Annotated in this window: 16 protein-coding genes and 1 riboswitch; of the genes, 11 read left to right on the forward strand and 5 right to left on the reverse strand. The window is 46.6% G+C overall.

Features of this window, described 5'->3' with window-relative positions; translation table 11 throughout:
* Window positions 1–602: 602 nt before the first annotated feature.
* The gene (locus ABU165_RS24510) at window positions 603–758 is read left to right on the forward strand and encodes a YflJ family protein (RefSeq protein WP_022544074.1); all 156 of its coding nucleotides are present in this window, start codon (window positions 603–605) and stop codon (window positions 756–758) included.
* A 147-nt stretch (window positions 759–905) separates the two neighbouring features.
* On the forward strand, window positions 906–1694 hold the full coding sequence (locus ABU165_RS24515; RefSeq protein WP_022544073.1) for a hypothetical protein: 789 nt from the start codon (window positions 906–908) through the stop codon (window positions 1692–1694).
* Between the two features lie 69 nt (window positions 1695–1763).
* Here the strand turns inward: ABU165_RS24515 and ABU165_RS24520 are convergent, their stop codons facing one another.
* The 4 genes from ABU165_RS24520 to ABU165_RS24535 all read right to left on the reverse strand — a co-directional run bounded on the left by ABU165_RS24520 (window position 1764) and on the right by ABU165_RS24535 (window position 5184).
* Window positions 1764–2327, reverse strand: coding sequence for a GNAT family N-acetyltransferase (locus tag ABU165_RS24520; RefSeq protein WP_129611938.1), 564 nt, complete (start codon window positions 2325–2327; stop codon window positions 1764–1766).
* Between the two features lie 326 nt (window positions 2328–2653).
* The gene (locus tag ABU165_RS24525) at window positions 2654–3775 is read right to left on the reverse strand and encodes an amidohydrolase (RefSeq protein ID WP_101549734.1); all 1122 of its coding nucleotides are present in this window, start codon (window positions 3773–3775) and stop codon (window positions 2654–2656) included.
* Window positions 3776–3798: 23 nt separating this feature from the next.
* Entirely contained in the window at window positions 3799–4386 is a 588-nt protein-coding gene (gene uptA, locus ABU165_RS24530) for an undecaprenyl phosphate transporter UptA (protein WP_318061065.1), read from the reverse strand.
* A 15-nt stretch (window positions 4387–4401) separates the two neighbouring features.
* Window positions 4402–5184: an undecaprenyl-diphosphate phosphatase gene (locus tag ABU165_RS24535; RefSeq protein WP_094767238.1), complete on the reverse strand. Its 783-nt coding sequence runs from the start codon at window positions 5182–5184 to the stop codon at window positions 4402–4404.
* Between the two features lie 262 nt (window positions 5185–5446).
* Here ABU165_RS24535 and ABU165_RS24540 point away from each other — a divergent pair, with 262 nt between their 5' ends.
* The 5 genes from ABU165_RS24540 to ABU165_RS24560 all read left to right on the forward strand — a co-directional run bounded on the left by ABU165_RS24540 (window position 5447) and on the right by ABU165_RS24560 (window position 9361).
* Entirely contained in the window at window positions 5447–5746 is a 300-nt protein-coding gene (locus tag ABU165_RS24540) for a DUF4870 domain-containing protein (RefSeq protein ID WP_050767316.1), read from the forward strand.
* A 149-nt stretch (window positions 5747–5895) separates the two neighbouring features.
* Window positions 5896–6747 carry a patatin-like phospholipase family protein gene (locus tag ABU165_RS24545; RefSeq protein ID WP_009795507.1) on the forward strand — a complete coding sequence of 284 codons (852 nt, stop codon included), beginning with the start codon at window positions 5896–5898 and terminating at the stop codon, window positions 6745–6747.
* Window positions 6748–7420: 673 nt separating this feature from the next.
* Complete coding sequence (locus ABU165_RS24550) at window positions 7421–8197, forward strand: hypothetical protein (RefSeq protein WP_009795509.1); 777 nt, start codon at window positions 7421–7423, stop codon at window positions 8195–8197.
* An 87-nt stretch (window positions 8198–8284) separates the two neighbouring features.
* Complete coding sequence (locus ABU165_RS24555; RefSeq protein ID WP_009795510.1) at window positions 8285–8611, forward strand: four-helix bundle copper-binding protein; 327 nt, start codon at window positions 8285–8287, stop codon at window positions 8609–8611.
* A 174-nt stretch (window positions 8612–8785) separates the two neighbouring features.
* Window positions 8786–9361: a TlpA disulfide reductase family protein gene (locus ABU165_RS24560; protein ID WP_009795511.1), complete on the forward strand. Its 576-nt coding sequence runs from the start codon at window positions 8786–8788 to the stop codon at window positions 9359–9361.
* A gap of 3 nt (window positions 9362–9364) precedes the next feature.
* Here ABU165_RS24560 and ABU165_RS24565 read toward each other — a convergent pair whose 3' ends face one another.
* Window positions 9365–10201: an EcsC family protein gene (locus ABU165_RS24565; RefSeq protein WP_009795512.1), complete on the reverse strand. Its 837-nt coding sequence runs from the start codon at window positions 10199–10201 to the stop codon at window positions 9365–9367.
* Between the two features lie 164 nt (window positions 10202–10365).
* Window positions 10366–10512, forward strand: a riboswitch (FMN riboswitch).
* 139 nt (window positions 10513–10651) lie between these two features.
* Here ABU165_RS24565 and ribD point away from each other — a divergent pair.
* The 4 genes from ribD to ribH all read left to right on the forward strand — a co-directional run bounded on the left by ribD (window position 10652) and on the right by ribH (window position 14174).
* Window positions 10652–11767: a bifunctional diaminohydroxyphosphoribosylaminopyrimidine deaminase/5-amino-6-(5-phosphoribosylamino)uracil reductase RibD gene (gene ribD, locus ABU165_RS24570; protein ID WP_009795513.1), complete on the forward strand. Its 1116-nt coding sequence runs from the start codon at window positions 10652–10654 to the stop codon at window positions 11765–11767.
* Window positions 11748–12398, forward strand: a complete 651-nt coding sequence (ribE, locus tag ABU165_RS24575) for a riboflavin synthase (RefSeq protein ID WP_009795514.1) — start codon at window positions 11748–11750, stop codon at window positions 12396–12398. Before ribD ends, ribE begins: the two co-directional genes overlap by 20 nt.
* A gap of 97 nt (window positions 12399–12495) precedes the next feature.
* Complete coding sequence (locus tag ABU165_RS24580; RefSeq protein ID WP_009795515.1) at window positions 12496–13689, forward strand: bifunctional 3,4-dihydroxy-2-butanone-4-phosphate synthase/GTP cyclohydrolase II; 1194 nt, start codon at window positions 12496–12498, stop codon at window positions 13687–13689.
* A gap of 14 nt (window positions 13690–13703) precedes the next feature.
* The gene (gene ribH / locus ABU165_RS24585) at window positions 13704–14174 is read left to right on the forward strand and encodes a 6,7-dimethyl-8-ribityllumazine synthase (protein ID WP_022544069.1); all 471 of its coding nucleotides are present in this window, start codon (window positions 13704–13706) and stop codon (window positions 14172–14174) included.
* Window positions 14175–14285: the final 111 nt, after the last annotated feature.

The following is a 14285-nucleotide window of genomic DNA, read 5'->3' on the forward strand; positions in this document are numbered from 1 at the left end:
GAGCATTGCCTCTCAAATGGTTCCTTCAAGCATAGGCCTCCAAGCGAAGTGAAAACGGAGTGCGGAAGAAAAATAGTACGCCACTACCAGGCATAAAAGTATCTACTTTATTGACAGAACTCCAAAATGGGCAACTTTGCTGCACTTAACCGGAAATTTTCCGCTTATTTAATGCCCTCATGCCAGATTCAGCAGTTAAAACGGAAATTCTCCGCTTATTTTAAGGCTTGCTGGCCCCTCAAATGAGGATAAGACTTCCTGGTTTTTTTATCCTTTCCTGCCCTGTTAGCTGAATAAACCTCTCCTGAAAAGGGGAAAAAAGAGGGTCTCTTCACTCAATTTTGAAAAAGCCTGTCTGCCATATATACCTATGCGGAGATCAAAGGCGAAAGTACAGGAATGGACAGACCGTTTTTTTCAGAGTCTGGAATATAGCATGGCTGTTCCTGGCTTTCGGTTTGCAAATGCATTTTCAACCCGCAGATTTAAGCTCTAAAGAATAAGGATGCTGGCTGAGCCGCTGAATTTTTGCCGTGAAGGTCTTCAGCTGCTTCTTTCAGCATATAGTATACGGACAAGCGATTTGGAGAGGAGAATGAAGGGTGGCATATCAGGGGTCGAAAGGCTGGTATATTCAGAAGCTGAAGGAAATGGGGATCAATAAACATCCGATAGACCGCAGGAAAATAGAATTATACAAAACCTATATTGTCAGAAAGCTATACATCGAAGAATTAAAGAAAAATCCGGGAAAATAAACATATGGGGAGGCTGCATAGAAAGCAGTCTCTTTGTTTTGCCAAACGGTGCGGCAGTCTATGCCCGGCACCTGAGCATGCGTTTTTCATAATGGCATGTTGGAAAGCGGCGAAGCATATGATGAGGGAGAAAGGGGGCAGAGGATAGTGAGATCTCTTATTGCAAACAAGCTGGCCACCATTTGGATGGAAATCGGGGAAAGCAGCTTTGACTGCCCGCTGAAATCCGTAAGCGGGGGGAACACAGTCTGGCAGCAGATATATCTGCTCGGGCACTATCCTGTCCTGCTCCATGAATATTATTTGATGTCCAGACTGATTCTCGATAGCAAATGGATTTTGCCTCCATGGAAACTGTTCTCTTTTAAGTGCGGAAGTGCAATTGAATATGATGCCTTCTATGCCGCCGCATGCGAGAAGGAAATCGGCAGCTTTACATACACCGGCATTGACGAAGAAGTCTGGAGTGGCCTGAGTGAAGTCCCCCCCAATAAACTTAAGCTGATTCGATCACCTCCATCAGGCTTGCAGGTAGGGGAATTGGATGAGATCAGCTTAATAATGTTCCCTAAATCATTAAAGAGCTTTACCGGCAGGGATTTTGAAGCTATAAGCCAGCAGCTGCAAAGGGCTGTTATGAAAAGGAAAAGAATCTGCATGGCTTTCTCGGCATCCGACCCTGAAAAACCTGATTATGAGCTGAACCGGTTTCATTCACTCCTTGAACAGGCTGCGAGATGGCAGAAGTACAGAATCTGCCAAGAGCAAACGATTCATATTCAAGCCGAAACAGCCATCCGATATGCTGATAACCGTTTCGAATATCCTCCAAAAATTCTGATGAAGATGAGGGATAGGGAGGGCTTAGCCTCAGTTTGTCCTGTGGAGAGGCTGGAACAGGCATTTATGAGGGCAGTTTTTCTGGAGGCAAGGTGAGTTTTTATATATGAAAAAAAGCCAGTCGGGAATGACTGGCTTTTGGTTAAATCTCGTGTATGTGCACCCTTAAGCCTCCATTAGCTGGGTGACATCCTGAACCGGCTGGACTCCGCTCCGCATTACATGAAGTGTATATAAGTCCTTTGGGATTTCATAAAGATTGTAGATAAGCTCCTGCTTGTTCAGCTGTTCAAATATATGTTTCCTTGTTTCATTGGCCTGGATAATATACGGAAGCTTTTCAGCAGCTTTTTGAGAACGGATATTGACATTTCTGATCCTCATAAAGATCGTTTCGATTCCGGCTTCATAAAAAAGCTCATCAAAAAAAGCATCCTTGGCTGTCTTATTATAGCCTTTCCCATGATAGGGCTTGCCGAGCCAGGTGCCGAGGAACCCGGCCTGATCCTGAATATCGAACAGATTGATGGTCCCGATCGGAGCACCCCATTCATCGAGGATAGTGCGGGAAATAAGCTCACCGCGTTCCTCTGCTTCAATCGTCTGCTTGGTCATAAATAAAAATTCATCATAGGAATAGGCTTTTTGGCGCACAAAAGGGAAGACTTCCGGGTGCGTCATCAATTCGTACAAAGCATGGCAATCATGAAGATCGCGTTTCTTGAGCATGTATGTTCCCTCCAGCCCGAGGTAGTCCTGCTCCATGCCAAATAGAGCTCTGGTCCCACCCTCGAAATTTTTAGTAATGTTGCTAAAAAATTTCGGGGTGGGAATCGAACCCACTAGAACCATCCTTGGATTGGATGGTGGCGCACCATTTGCCTTCCCTATATCTATTGCATTCCATTATGTGTTTATTCAAAGGCAGAAATTCAGCAGAATCTTTGCCACTTAAGGTATCATACTAAAAAAAAATAAAAAAAGAAATAGGTAAATTGTTAATATTTCTTGAAAAATTTACAGCAAAATTCGGCAGCGGATTTTGACAAATTCCATCACTCAGAATAGACGAATTCCCCGTCAATCATCGTCCAGGACGGCTTGGACAAAAAATGGAAAGGGTGGAGGCTCCAAAGGGCCAAATCTGCATCCTTGCCAGGCTCAATTGAGCCGAGCCTGTCTTCTGCTCTCAAGTTCCTGGCCGGAATGAGCGTGATTCCCTCGAGTGCTTTCTGTTCAGCAAGACCTTCCCTCATGGCTATGGCAGCACAGACATTCAAATATTGTATCGGTGTATAAGGATGGTCTGTCGTTATCGAGACTTCAATTCCCATTTTCGTCAGTTCGCTGTATGTCCTCCATGTTTTATTTTTCAATTCTACCTTCGATCTTCGGGTCAATGTCGGGCCCACAGACACCTTTAAACTCCTTCCAGACAGCTCGTCGGCTACCAGGTGACCCTCTGTGCAATGCTCAATCCTCAAATCCAGATTGAATTCATCTGCCAATCTTACCGCAGAAATGATATCATCCGCCCTGTGTGCGTGGATCCGTACAGGAATGGAACGATTAAGGGCGAGCAGCAGCGGTGCGGTGCGGAGATCTTCCGGTGATGCCGAGTTTTTTGCGGCATAAAAAGCCTCCCGGAGCATTCCCATGATGCCCATCCTGGTAATCGACTCTTTATTGCCGTGGCTGTGAATCCGCTTGGGGTTTTCCCCGAATGCGATTTTGAGGCCTGCCGTTTTCTGGATCGTCATCTTTTCAATATTTTTGCCGGCGGTTTTGATGACAGAAGTGGTTCCGCCGATGATATTGGCGCTGCCAGGCATGATATGGACCGCCGTGATACCATGCCGCACAGCATCAGAAAATGCAGGGTCGAGCGGGTATACGCCATCCATGGCCCTGATATGCGGGCTGAGCGGCTCTATGGTTTCATTGGCATCATTCCCGGCCCATCCGGTCCCTTCATCATAAAGTCCCATATGTGTATGCACATCGATAAAGCCTGGGAGCAGATGCCTTCCGCCGCAGTCAATGATCCTGACGGCGGAATCCACCTTAATTGAAGGGCTTGCCCTCTCTATCTTGCCATCTGAAACAAGGACGTCACCCCTGAAGGGTGCTGAAACAATCGGGTAGACAAGCGCATTTTTCAACAGCATCCTTGGCATGATCACGCCTCCTTTTTTACGCATCAATCTTTTTTGCGTTGCTTGACAGCAATATATCCGGCAAGAAGGACAGCAGCGGTGACGATGATCGGTACCAGATATGGTTTTGCATAATCCTTTACTTCATTCCAATGGTCGCCAAGCTCCATTCCCAGCAGGAGAAAAAGCACTGTCCAGGGGATAATTGCCGCCACAGTGTACAGAAAAAAGGTTCTGAGAGGCATCTTTGCTATTCCTGCCGGTATGGAAATGGCATGCCGTACGACAGGTATGAACCTGGCAGTGAAGATGACGCCGGTTCCATAGCGGTTAAACCAGTCCTCGGCAGCATCCAGATGACTGCCTTTAATCAGCAGAAATTTGCCGTATCTCTCAAGGACGGGCCTGCCCCCAAAATAACCGAGCCAATAAAGAAAAAGCTGGGCAGCGGTGCCGCCGGCAACCCCGGCGAGCAAAGCTCCTGCAAAATGGATCTCTCCGCTTGCAACCAGGTATCCTCCATAGCTCAGGACAATTTCACTGGGGATCACTTCTGCCATCAATCCAAGGGCTATGCCCAGATAACCGAGGCTTGAAAGGAACTCAAATAACTGAATGATCACTTCCTTCACTGATACATCACTCCCTTAAAAAAAACCTGTCATTTGAAGGGCGAGGACAGCAAAGCCCAAAATCCATACATAAACAGCAAAAATCTTCAGGGATTTTCTTTTTAAAAATGAAATCATCCATACTACAGCCGCATAGCCGAACAGCGCTGATGAGAGTGTGGCGATCAATAGGCTCCCAAAAGGGATGGCCTCGGTATGGCCGGCATACATTTCTCCTGCCTGCATCACAATCCCCCCGGCTATCGCTGGAATGGAAAGAAGAAAAGAAAAATAGGCAGCCGTTTCTCTATCCAGTTTCCTGATGAGGCCTGCGGCAATCGTCAATCCGGAGCGGGAGAGGGCGGGGAAGATGGCTGCTGCCTGGAAGGTGCCAATGAAAATGGCATCCCCCATACTGATATCGTCCATCTTTTTCCTGCCTTTTTTTATTCCATCGGCAGTCCAGAGGATAAAGCCGGTAAGTAAAAATTCCCACCCGATGGTTACGCCGGACTTTGACAATGAATCGAGAAGATCCCCGAGAAGGAGACCTGCAATCACGGCAGGAACTGTTCCGGCTGCAAGGAGCAGGGAAAGCCGCCCGAAAGGTTTCCTGGCGATTTGGAGGAGCTCATCTTTGTAAACGACAAGGACTGCCAGCAAGGTTCCGACATGCAGCATGGTATCAAGGAACAGGCCAGCCTCATCAAGCCCGAACAGGTGCCTTCCGAGATATAAATGCCCGGTACTCGAAATCGGGAGAAATTCAGTCAGGCCCTGGATCATGCCGAGAATTAGCGCTTCTATCTTAGAAAGCATCTGATCACCCTTTACATCTTTTTGGAGTATTGAGGAAGGCTCCTTTATTGTTGTATTTGCCGATATATGCCCTCACTAATTAGTATTCAAGTTGTCCCAAACAAGAACAGGGAAAGAAAAAGATGCGGTTAAAGAATAATTTAAGCGGAAGAATGAAACCTTTTTAGATGTGGGGCGTAGTAATAGTTATAAGAAATCATTTTTAATATTGGAGGAATTATGAGTGGAATACCAAAAAAACTCCAGCAGTGATGAAAGGCTGATGGCATCCCTGATTTATATATCCAGCCTGTTTACGACCTTTCTCGGGCCGCTGATCATCTGGCTTTTGAAGAAGGATGACTCGGAGCTTGTGAATTATCATGGAAAAGAGTATTTTAACTTTCTTATTTCTTATGGTGTGTACAGCATCATCAGTACCGTCCTGATGATTGTCCTTATCGGCTTCATCACCATCTGGATCGTCGGCGCTCTGGCCCTGGTCTTTACCATTGTGGCGGCAGTAAAAGCCTATGAAGGCAATGAATACAGAATACCGCTGGTTTTTCGTCTGATAAAATAAGACAGCATAGCTGCTGATTCCTTTTAATGGGATCAGCAGCTTTTTTTGTGCCGCAGTCAGGCGGAGCCTGTGACAAATGCGGATTTTTTTTGTTAGAATATATCCATTATCAAGCAATAATAGGCAAAAAAAAGAGAGGAGTCTTTGTCATGCTCAATGAAACCGGCCTGGTGCTCGAAGGCGGCGGGATGAGGGGCGTCTATACGGCAGGCGTGCTGGAATACTTTATGGAGCAGGATCTGTATTTTCCCTACATAATAGGAGTTTCAGCGGGAGCCTGCAATGCTGCTTCCTATATCTCAGGGCAGAAAGGACGGAATAAAACCGTCAATGTGGATCTTGTCAGTGATCCCCGCTATATATCATGGCGCAATTATTTCAGGAACCGGCAATTCTTTGGAATGGATTTCATTTTTGATGAGGTCCCGAACAAGCTTGTCCCCTATGATTATGATAAGTTCCATAACAGCCAGTCGGAGTTCGTCATTGGCACAACCGACTGCCATACAGGAGAACCTGTTTATTTTAACAGGGAAGGCTACGGGCAGGATGTGCTGCAGGTGCTGAAAGCTTCGAGTTCACTGCCTTTCATTGCTCCGGAGATAGACTACAACAGCAGAAAGCTGCTGGATGGGGGAATCAGCGACCCGATTCCGCTGAAAAAAGCCCAGCAGGACGGATTCCAAAAAAATATAGTCATACTCACAAGAAATAAAGGCTATCAGAAAAAACCTTCAAAGTTCCATTTCCTTGTCAGAAGAAAATATCCAGCCTATACAGGCCTCCAAAAGGCCATGGAAAACCGCTACCGGCAGTACAACCAGACACTCGGCTACCTGGCAGAGGAAGAACAGAAGGGCACCACCCTTGTCATCCAGCCATCAGAGCCGCTCGAAGTGGGAAGGATGGAAAGAAACCCAGCCAAGCTCGAACACCTCTACAACCAGGGCTACAGCGATGCTAAGAAGCAATTTGGGCGGATTCAGTCTTTTATTGGGTGACAGGCACCTATACCAGTTGTAGACCAGTTTATTAACCCCAGCCAAATGTTGGCTGGGGTTTTACCTTCGACAAGAGTACAGAGATTTTTAGATTAGAAGGATGCCCGCTCTGAGAACAATGTGGCATTGAATAGCATGAGTGAAATAGAGGGAGCCAGTGCCGCCGGCTAAGACCCTCTGAACTCGTTTAACCAACCCAGAGGGTATTAGTGCCGTTGACTAAGACCTTCTAAGTCTGTTAAAACCAACCCAGAGGGTGTTAGTGCCGCCGACTAAGACCCTCTAAATCTGTATAAACCAACCCAGAGGGTGTTAGTGCCGCCGACTAAGGCCCTCTAAATCCGTTAAAACCAACCCAGAGGGTGTTAGTGCCGCCGGCTAAGGCCCTCTAAATCGTTAAAACCAAAACAAAGAATGCTAGTGCTGCCAACTGAGACCTTCTAAACCATCTAAAACCAAAAGAGGTCTGCAACGACGTCATCTATTTCCTCAGACTCACAAACTTGGCCTCAAAGGCTTTTCCTCATTGAAAATATGGCTGCTCCAACATAAAAAAACTTGTAGATATCCCCGCTCATTCCCTAGCATGATTTCCCGCAGAGTTTAATAGAATTAAAGAGCAGTAGTAATTTGAAGCAGAACCGCAACCAAATTCTTCACGGGAGACTTGCTGATGAATATCCAAAAGCATTACAGCCGATTAGCAGATCTATCTCTTAACAGCAGCCTGGCAGCACTAGTGCCTCTATTTTTCATCCTTCCGGCCTGCCTGGTTATGCTGCCGGGCAGGGAGCTGGTGCTGGCAGCTGTGCCTTTTCTTTTGTACAGCTTTGGCTGCTATCAGATGAGTGTGCTCCATCAGGCAAGGTCAAGAGCGGTGGACAGGCTGGACAGCTGCCAATATCACGGGAAGCTATTGGAAGAAAATCATCTGCTGGTTTCCCATCTTCCTTCTGCTTCTTTAAGAATGGTCTTATTTACCCCTGACGGCCAGCTCGCTGGAGAACTGAGAGATTCGTACGTGACCTTACTAGGGAAACTTTGCCCCTCTTTTCTTTCCAGGTCATTTCAGCGGGAATACGGATTATACAATCGATCAGGCAACCTGATGATCCTTTTTCTGTCGAGGAAGAATAAAGTGGATATTTTCAGGGCTGACCGCCGCTATATTGGGACGATGCAATTTATTCATAAACCAGGAGGATCGGCTGTCATACGATTCCGCCAGAAGACGCTTTCCGTTCGAAGGGAAAAGTTTTTCCTGGATTGCAGGATTGGATGGGATGGCGGGAAAGAATTGATGAGCTACAAAAAGGGTCTGATGCCTGTAAGCTGGGCTGAGAAATTTCAAAATCCTAATATGGAGGTTATGGCATTTAATGACAATGCCGGACCGAAAGAGAGGATTTTGGCATTGGCAGCAATCGCTAAGCTGTTTGCTGACGGATGATGATCGCAAGCAGTCAGGTTTTGAAGTGCTTATATATGGGAATCTATCACTAAGATCGTATAATGCAAAAGAGCGGAGGATAAAGTGATGGATAACAGCTATGAAAATTGCATCAAAGCGTGTCTGGATTGCCTGGAAGCATGCGAGGTTTCCTTTAAGAAAACCCTGGAAGAAGCAGATGCCGGGAAAAAGTCTGAGGCAATCAGGCTGTACAGAGACAGTGCCGATATTTGCGCGCTGACAATCAAGGCGCTTGAGTCAGATAGCGATTTTATAAAAAAATATACTCTGCTCTGTTCAAGGATAGTTGATCAATGTGCAGAACAATGCAAGCAGTTTGAACAAGCTCATTGCATGAACTCTGCAGAAAAATGCTATATTTGTGCAGAAGAATGCAGAAAGCTTGCTGCTTGAAGGGACACGAAATAGACAAACACAATCCGGCCGGCGTGCCGGTTTTTTTATTGCCGCCTGTTTACTTAGATCACATAGCATATTAAAATGGTGTTCTAGCACGAATATTCAAGCCTATGCAGCTTAGGCCTGCTAAGGACATATAAGAATGCTAATAATAGCCCGAGGTGTAGAATGAAAAAGTTTCTTCTTGTTGCAGGGATCATTTTGCTGGCTTTATTCGTTATTGATAAGACGTTCTTAAAGGATAAAGGGGTCGTAAACAAGGTGCTGCCGGCTGAAAAATATGAAAGGCTGGAGAATCCGGAGGAAATAGCGGTGGGGATTGAACCGGGCAATAAAGCACCGGACTTTACTCTGACTGATTTAGAGGGAAAAACAGTGAGCCTCAGTGATTATAAAGGCAAGAGGGTTTTTCTTAATTTTTGGGCAAGCTGGTGCCCGCCCTGCAAGGCCGAAATGCCTGATATGCAGGAGCTTTACGAAGAAAAAGCAATCGGGGATTTTGAAATCTTGGCTGTCAACATGACATTTATTGAAAAGAACAAAGGCGATGAAATGGACTTTGTAAAGGACCACGGTCTTACCTTTCCCATTCCGCTTGATGTGAAGGGACAGGTCATGGGGGAGTATGAGATTATGGCTTATCCGACCAGCTTTTTTATAGATTCTGACGGAATTATCAGAAGCAGGGTTATGGGCGCTGTGGATAAGGATTTTATAGAGAAAGAAAGCAAAAGGCTTCCATGATGTTCATGGAAGCCTTTCTTCTGTATCTGTCGGCAAAATATCAGATGATGCTGCCTGCAGGCGTTCCTTGATCTTCCTCTTTCTGTAAAGCATCATGCCGGCTTCCCCGATATCCCCGACTGCTGAGCGGTTGATGAATGCACCGAAGACAAGCCCTGCAATCGGCACCATCTGAAAAAGCTTCTTCCAGCCAAACTGATCACGATAAGCAAAGACAACTTCACGCCATCCCTGGATCTCTGATGCGATTTCCCGCTGTACATCCTCTTCCGGCGAATCGATATCGGAAAGCTGCCTGAGAATCGCCTGCTTGCCAACGATGTCAGCAGATACAAACTGCAGCGCCTTGACGATGAACAGTCGTTCTTTCTTGCTTTTCGGATCATAGCCATAGCAGATGGCAATATCCTGAAGGGTCTTCAGCTGCATCCCGAGAAGAACTGGAATATCAAGGCTTAAAGTAAACAATCCTCCAAACCCTGTCCCTGCCCCCTGAATGGCTGCAAGCTTCTTCCTGGAGCCTGTCAGCTTTTCTGCTGCTCCGTCCATCTCCTTGATTGAAAGTACAGCAGTATCTTCAAGAGTATTTACATTCCGCCCCGGATAATAAGATTTAATGGAATTAGAGGTGCTTAAATAGCTGCCGCCCGTCTGTATATAGCTGCCGAGCTCATCAAGCATAACACCCATCTTTTTTTGAATGATGGCTGGGGTCAGCTTGTCCAGCACCTTAAATGGGAGCCTGCCGATTTTTTCCCAAAACCATAGGCCGCTTTGATCAGCTTCCCATTCCTGGCATTTCTGCAGCTCAGACTGCAGCTCTTGTTTGGTCTCCTGCATTGTTGTAATATTCCTTTCTGATTGTAATAGTCATAATACGTTTGTCCCCATCCAAAGGTTTCAGGTGCAAAAGCACTATTTTAATTAATTTTAGCGGCTCATAAGTTCTCTGAATTGTCGTAAGAGATAATTCATGATAAGATGCCTTTAATATTATAAATATAATATTCCTTCGGGGTCGGGTGAAAGTCCCAACCGGCGGTGATGAGGCATGCCTCTTAGTCCGTGACCCGGCTTTACGCTTAGTGAAGACGGTGGATTTGGTGAAATTCCAAAGCCGACAGTTATAGTCTGGATGGGAGAAGGAATGGATGTATGAACCGCGTTTTTAACATTGTGTTTTGAACGCTTATTTCGTCATGTCTAATTTGGCCCCGTACTAATTCTGTACGGGGCCTGCTGTTTTTTCTGGAGAGAAAAAATTGAACGATAGGAAAAGAGGGTGTACATATGACAGATGAAGATTATATGGATCTGGCCCTGTCCCTGGCCAGGAAAACAATCGGGCAGACCAGTCCCAATCCATGTGTCGGCGCCGTTGTGGTAAAAGATGGACAGATTGCAGGGATGGGGGCTCATTTAAAGGCTGGCACCCAGCATGCTGAAGTCCATGCCATCCGGATGGCGGATGGACTTGCCAGGGGAGCAGAGATCTACGTAACACTCGAACCATGCAGCCATCATGGAAAGACTCCTCCCTGTGCAGACCTGATCATCGAATCGGGGATCAAGAGGGTGGTCATTGCCTCAATAGATCCCAACCCGATTGTCGCCGGCCGCGGGATTGCCAAGCTTGAAGCAGCAGGGATAGAAGTGGAAGTTGGAATCAGGCGGGAAGAAGCGGAAGAAATAAATAGCGCATTCTTTCATTTCATGAGGACCAGCAGGCCATATGTAACGATAAAGGCCGCCGCATCATTCGACGGCAAAACAGCAGCGAACACTGGTGACAGCCAATGGATTACCTCTCCAGAATCCAGGGAAGATGTACACCGGCTAAGACATGAACATGACGCAATATTGACGGGCGTAAACACAGTCATCCATGACAACCCCCAGCTTACCGCCAGACTGCCCCGAGGCGGAAAAAACCCTATTAGAGTAATACTGGATTCCACATTAAGGATCCCCGGTGATGCAGCTATCCTGCATGATCAAAAAGCGCCGGTCATCATTTTTACCGGCAGCAATTATGACAACAGCAAGGCGGAGCAAATCAAAGCTCTGGGCACGGAGCTTGTACATTTTCCTGAGGAAGAGGTGCCAGCAGGCAAGGTGCTTGAGGAATTAGGAACAAGGCAGATTCTTTCTGTCTTTGTTGAAGGCGGTTCTGAAATCCATGCTTCTTTCATTAAGGAAGGGCTATTTCAGCAGATCATTCTGTATGCAGCCCCCAAAATCATAGGGGGAAGAAAAGCTGTCCCATTCATCGGGGGAGAAGGGATCTCTTCAATGGATCAATCCACTCCTTTGGCATTTAAATCGGCCGAACGCATCGGTCCGGACCTGAAAATTATTGCGGTGCCGCAGCCGGAGGAGGGCCATCATGTTCACAGGATTAATTGAGGAAGTCGGCAGGGTTGAACAGATTGTCCACCAGGGGAAAACTTTAAAGCTCAGCATATCCGCCGGCAGGATACTTGAAGATGCGGGGATTGGCGACAGCATTGCCGTAAATGGCGTTTGCCTGACAATCACTGATTTTACCGAGAGAAAATTCAGCGCTGATGTTATGCCTGAAACATACCATTCTACCAGCCTTGCCGAATTGAAGCGCAATAGCCCTGTAAATCTTGAAAGAGCCATGAAAGCTGGCGGCCGATTTGGGGGGCATTTGGTATCAGGGCATATAGATGCCAGAGGCAGGATCATTAGAAAAAGGCATGAAGAAAATGCCATCTATTATGAAATCGAAGTGCCGGAGGAATGGTCCCATTTGCCAGTGGATAAAGGTTCCATAGCTGTAGATGGTGTTTCGCTGACCATTTTTGAAGCGGGAGCTTCTTCCCTGACAGTCTCCCTTATTCCCCATACCGCAGGTCATACGATCCTGGGAGGGAAGGAAGCAGGGGAAACTGTGAATCTTGAGTTTGATATGCTTGGGAAATATATTTACAGCTTTATGAATAAGGCTGCCGCCAAGCCGGAAAAGAAAACTGTTTCAGAGGCGCTTCTGAGGGAAAACGGCTTTTTGTGACAGCGTGATAACTAGCTTAAGCAATAAAAGAAGGCATGTCTTTCACCCAGGAATGAATGGGGAAAAATCTGACCTTAACCAAAGGAGAGCTGTAACCATGTTCAATACAATCGAAGACGCTATTGCAGAACTAAAGAAAGGCCGGCCTGTGATTGTAAGTGATGATGAAGACCGGGAAAACGAAGGCGATCTGGTTGCTCTTGCTGAGTTTGCCGGGCCGGAAACCATTAACTTCATGGCAAAGGAGGGGAGGGGTCTGATTTGCATGCCAGTAACAGAGGAGCTTGCAGTCAGGCTCGGCCTCCATCCCATGGTTGATGTTAATACAGACAGCCATGGTACAGCTTTCACAGTCAGTGTTGATTATAAGGAGACGAAGACAGGCATCAGCGCATTTGAAAGGGCACAGACCATCGAAAAACTTCTCGATGAAAGCTCGGTTCCTGAAGATTTTGCCCGTCCTGGACATGTATTTCCTTTGATTTCCAAAGAAGGCGGTGTCCTAAGGAGGGCAGGCCATACAGAGGCGGCAGTTGACCTGGCTCGTCTGGCCGGGGCAAAGCCAGCAGGAGTCATCTGTGAAATCATGAAGGACGATGGCTCCATGGCATTAGTGGATGACCTGAAAGAAATGGCCGAGAAATTCAATCTAAAGATGATTACTATCAAAGACCTGATAGAGTACCGTCTTGAACATGATTCTCTCGTTAAAAGAGAGGCGGAGATATCGCTTCCTACTGAGTATGGACAATTCAAAGCGGTTGGCTATACAAATAAACTGGATGGCAAAGAGCATATTGCCCTTGTAAAGGGAGAAATTTCAGAAGAGGAGCCTGTGCTTCTGAGGGTGCATTCAGAATGCCTGACCGGAGATGTGTTTGGTTCGAACCGCTGTGACTGCGGCCCTCAGCTTGAAGCAGCCCTCAAGCAAATAGAAGAAGCCGGGTCAGGTATTCTCCTGTATATGCGCCAGGAGGGAAGGGGCATTGGCCTTATCAATAAAATGAAGGCTTACAAGCTGCAGGAGGAAGGCTATGACACAGTGGAGGCCAACCACATGCTCGGATTCAAGGATGATCTCCGTGATTACGGGATAGGTGCACAGATACTCCGGGACCTGGGCGTAAGGAAGATGCGCCTCCTGACGAATAACCCCAGAAAAATCGCCGGCCTTGAAGGGTATGGGCTGGAAGTATCAGAAAGGGTACAGCTTCAGCTTCCGTCTAAAAAAGATAATGAAAACTATATGAAAACCAAAAAAACAAAATTAGGTCATATGCTGACTTTTTAATGGAGGAAAATACGATGAAAAAAGTGATTGAAGGAAATCTGGTAGGTACTGGGCTTAAAATAGCTATTGTTGTTTCAAGGTTCAATGAATTTATAACCGGGAAGCTTCTGTCTGGAGCAGAGGATAGCTTGAAAAGGCACGGTGTTGCAGAGGAAGATGTAACGGTCGTGTGGGTGCCGGGAGCCTTTGAAATCCCTCTTGCGGCTAAGAAAATGGCCGATTCCGGAAAGTATGACAGCGTCATAACGCTAGGGACTGTCATCAGGGGAGCTACACCGCATTTCGACTATGTAAGCAGCGAAGTATCAAAAGGAGTGGCTTCAATCAGCATGTCAAGCGGAATCCCTGTCATCTTCGGTGTCCTGACTGTCGATACGATTGAACAGGCGATTGAACGTGCCGGAACGAAAGCTGGAAACAAAGGCTGGGAGGCTGCCGCAGGAGCGATAGAAATGGGGAATCTCTACAGGGAAATGGCCAATTAAGGAGTCTCCTATTGGCAGAGAACTCAATGTCTGCTAAAATATATCCTTGTGGCTCACCTGTTTATCAGGGAGAGCGGGTAGGGAGAGGGCTATACAACAGAATAGGTAATA

The organism is Cytobacillus sp. T106 (assembly GCF_040492155.1).
In the GTDB taxonomy this organism is placed as follows: Bacteria; Bacillota; Bacilli; order Bacillales; family Cytobacillaceae; genus Bacillus_AB; species Bacillus_AB infantis.

Bases quoted from the DNA above. Each gene is read 5' to 3' on its own strand.
- ABU165_RS24520 (WP_129611938.1), bottom strand. From the start codon at position 2,327: ATGCTCAAGAAACGCGATCTTCATGATTGCCATGCTTTGTACGAATTG.
- ABU165_RS24525 (WP_101549734.1), bottom strand. From the start codon at position 3,775: ATGCCAAGGATGCTGTTGAAAAATGCGCTTGTCTACCCGATTGTTTCA.
- ABU165_RS24535 (WP_094767238.1), bottom strand. From the start codon at position 5,184: ATGCTTTCTAAGATAGAAGCGCTAATTCTCGGCATGATCCAGGGCCTG.
- ABU165_RS24540 (WP_050767316.1), top strand. From the start codon at position 5,447: ATGGCATCCCTGATTTATATATCCAGCCTGTTTACGACCTTTCTCGGG.
- ABU165_RS24545 (WP_009795507.1), top strand. From the start codon at position 5,896: ATGCTCAATGAAACCGGCCTGGTGCTCGAAGGCGGCGGGATGAGGGGC.
- ABU165_RS24550 (WP_009795509.1), top strand. From the start codon at position 7,421: ATGAATATCCAAAAGCATTACAGCCGATTAGCAGATCTATCTCTTAAC.
- ABU165_RS24555 (WP_009795510.1), top strand. From the start codon at position 8,285: ATGGATAACAGCTATGAAAATTGCATCAAAGCGTGTCTGGATTGCCTG.
- ABU165_RS24560 (WP_009795511.1), top strand. From the start codon at position 8,786: ATGAAAAAGTTTCTTCTTGTTGCAGGGATCATTTTGCTGGCTTTATTC.
- ABU165_RS24565 (WP_009795512.1), bottom strand. From the start codon at position 10,201: ATGCAGGAGACCAAACAAGAGCTGCAGTCTGAGCTGCAGAAATGCCAG.
- ribD (WP_009795513.1), top strand. From the start codon at position 10,652: ATGACAGATGAAGATTATATGGATCTGGCCCTGTCCCTGGCCAGGAAA.
- ribE (WP_009795514.1), top strand. From the start codon at position 11,748: ATGTTCACAGGATTAATTGAGGAAGTCGGCAGGGTTGAACAGATTGTC.
- ABU165_RS24580 (WP_009795515.1), top strand. From the start codon at position 12,496: ATGTTCAATACAATCGAAGACGCTATTGCAGAACTAAAGAAAGGCCGG.
- ribH (WP_022544069.1), top strand. From the start codon at position 13,704: ATGAAAAAAGTGATTGAAGGAAATCTGGTAGGTACTGGGCTTAAAATA.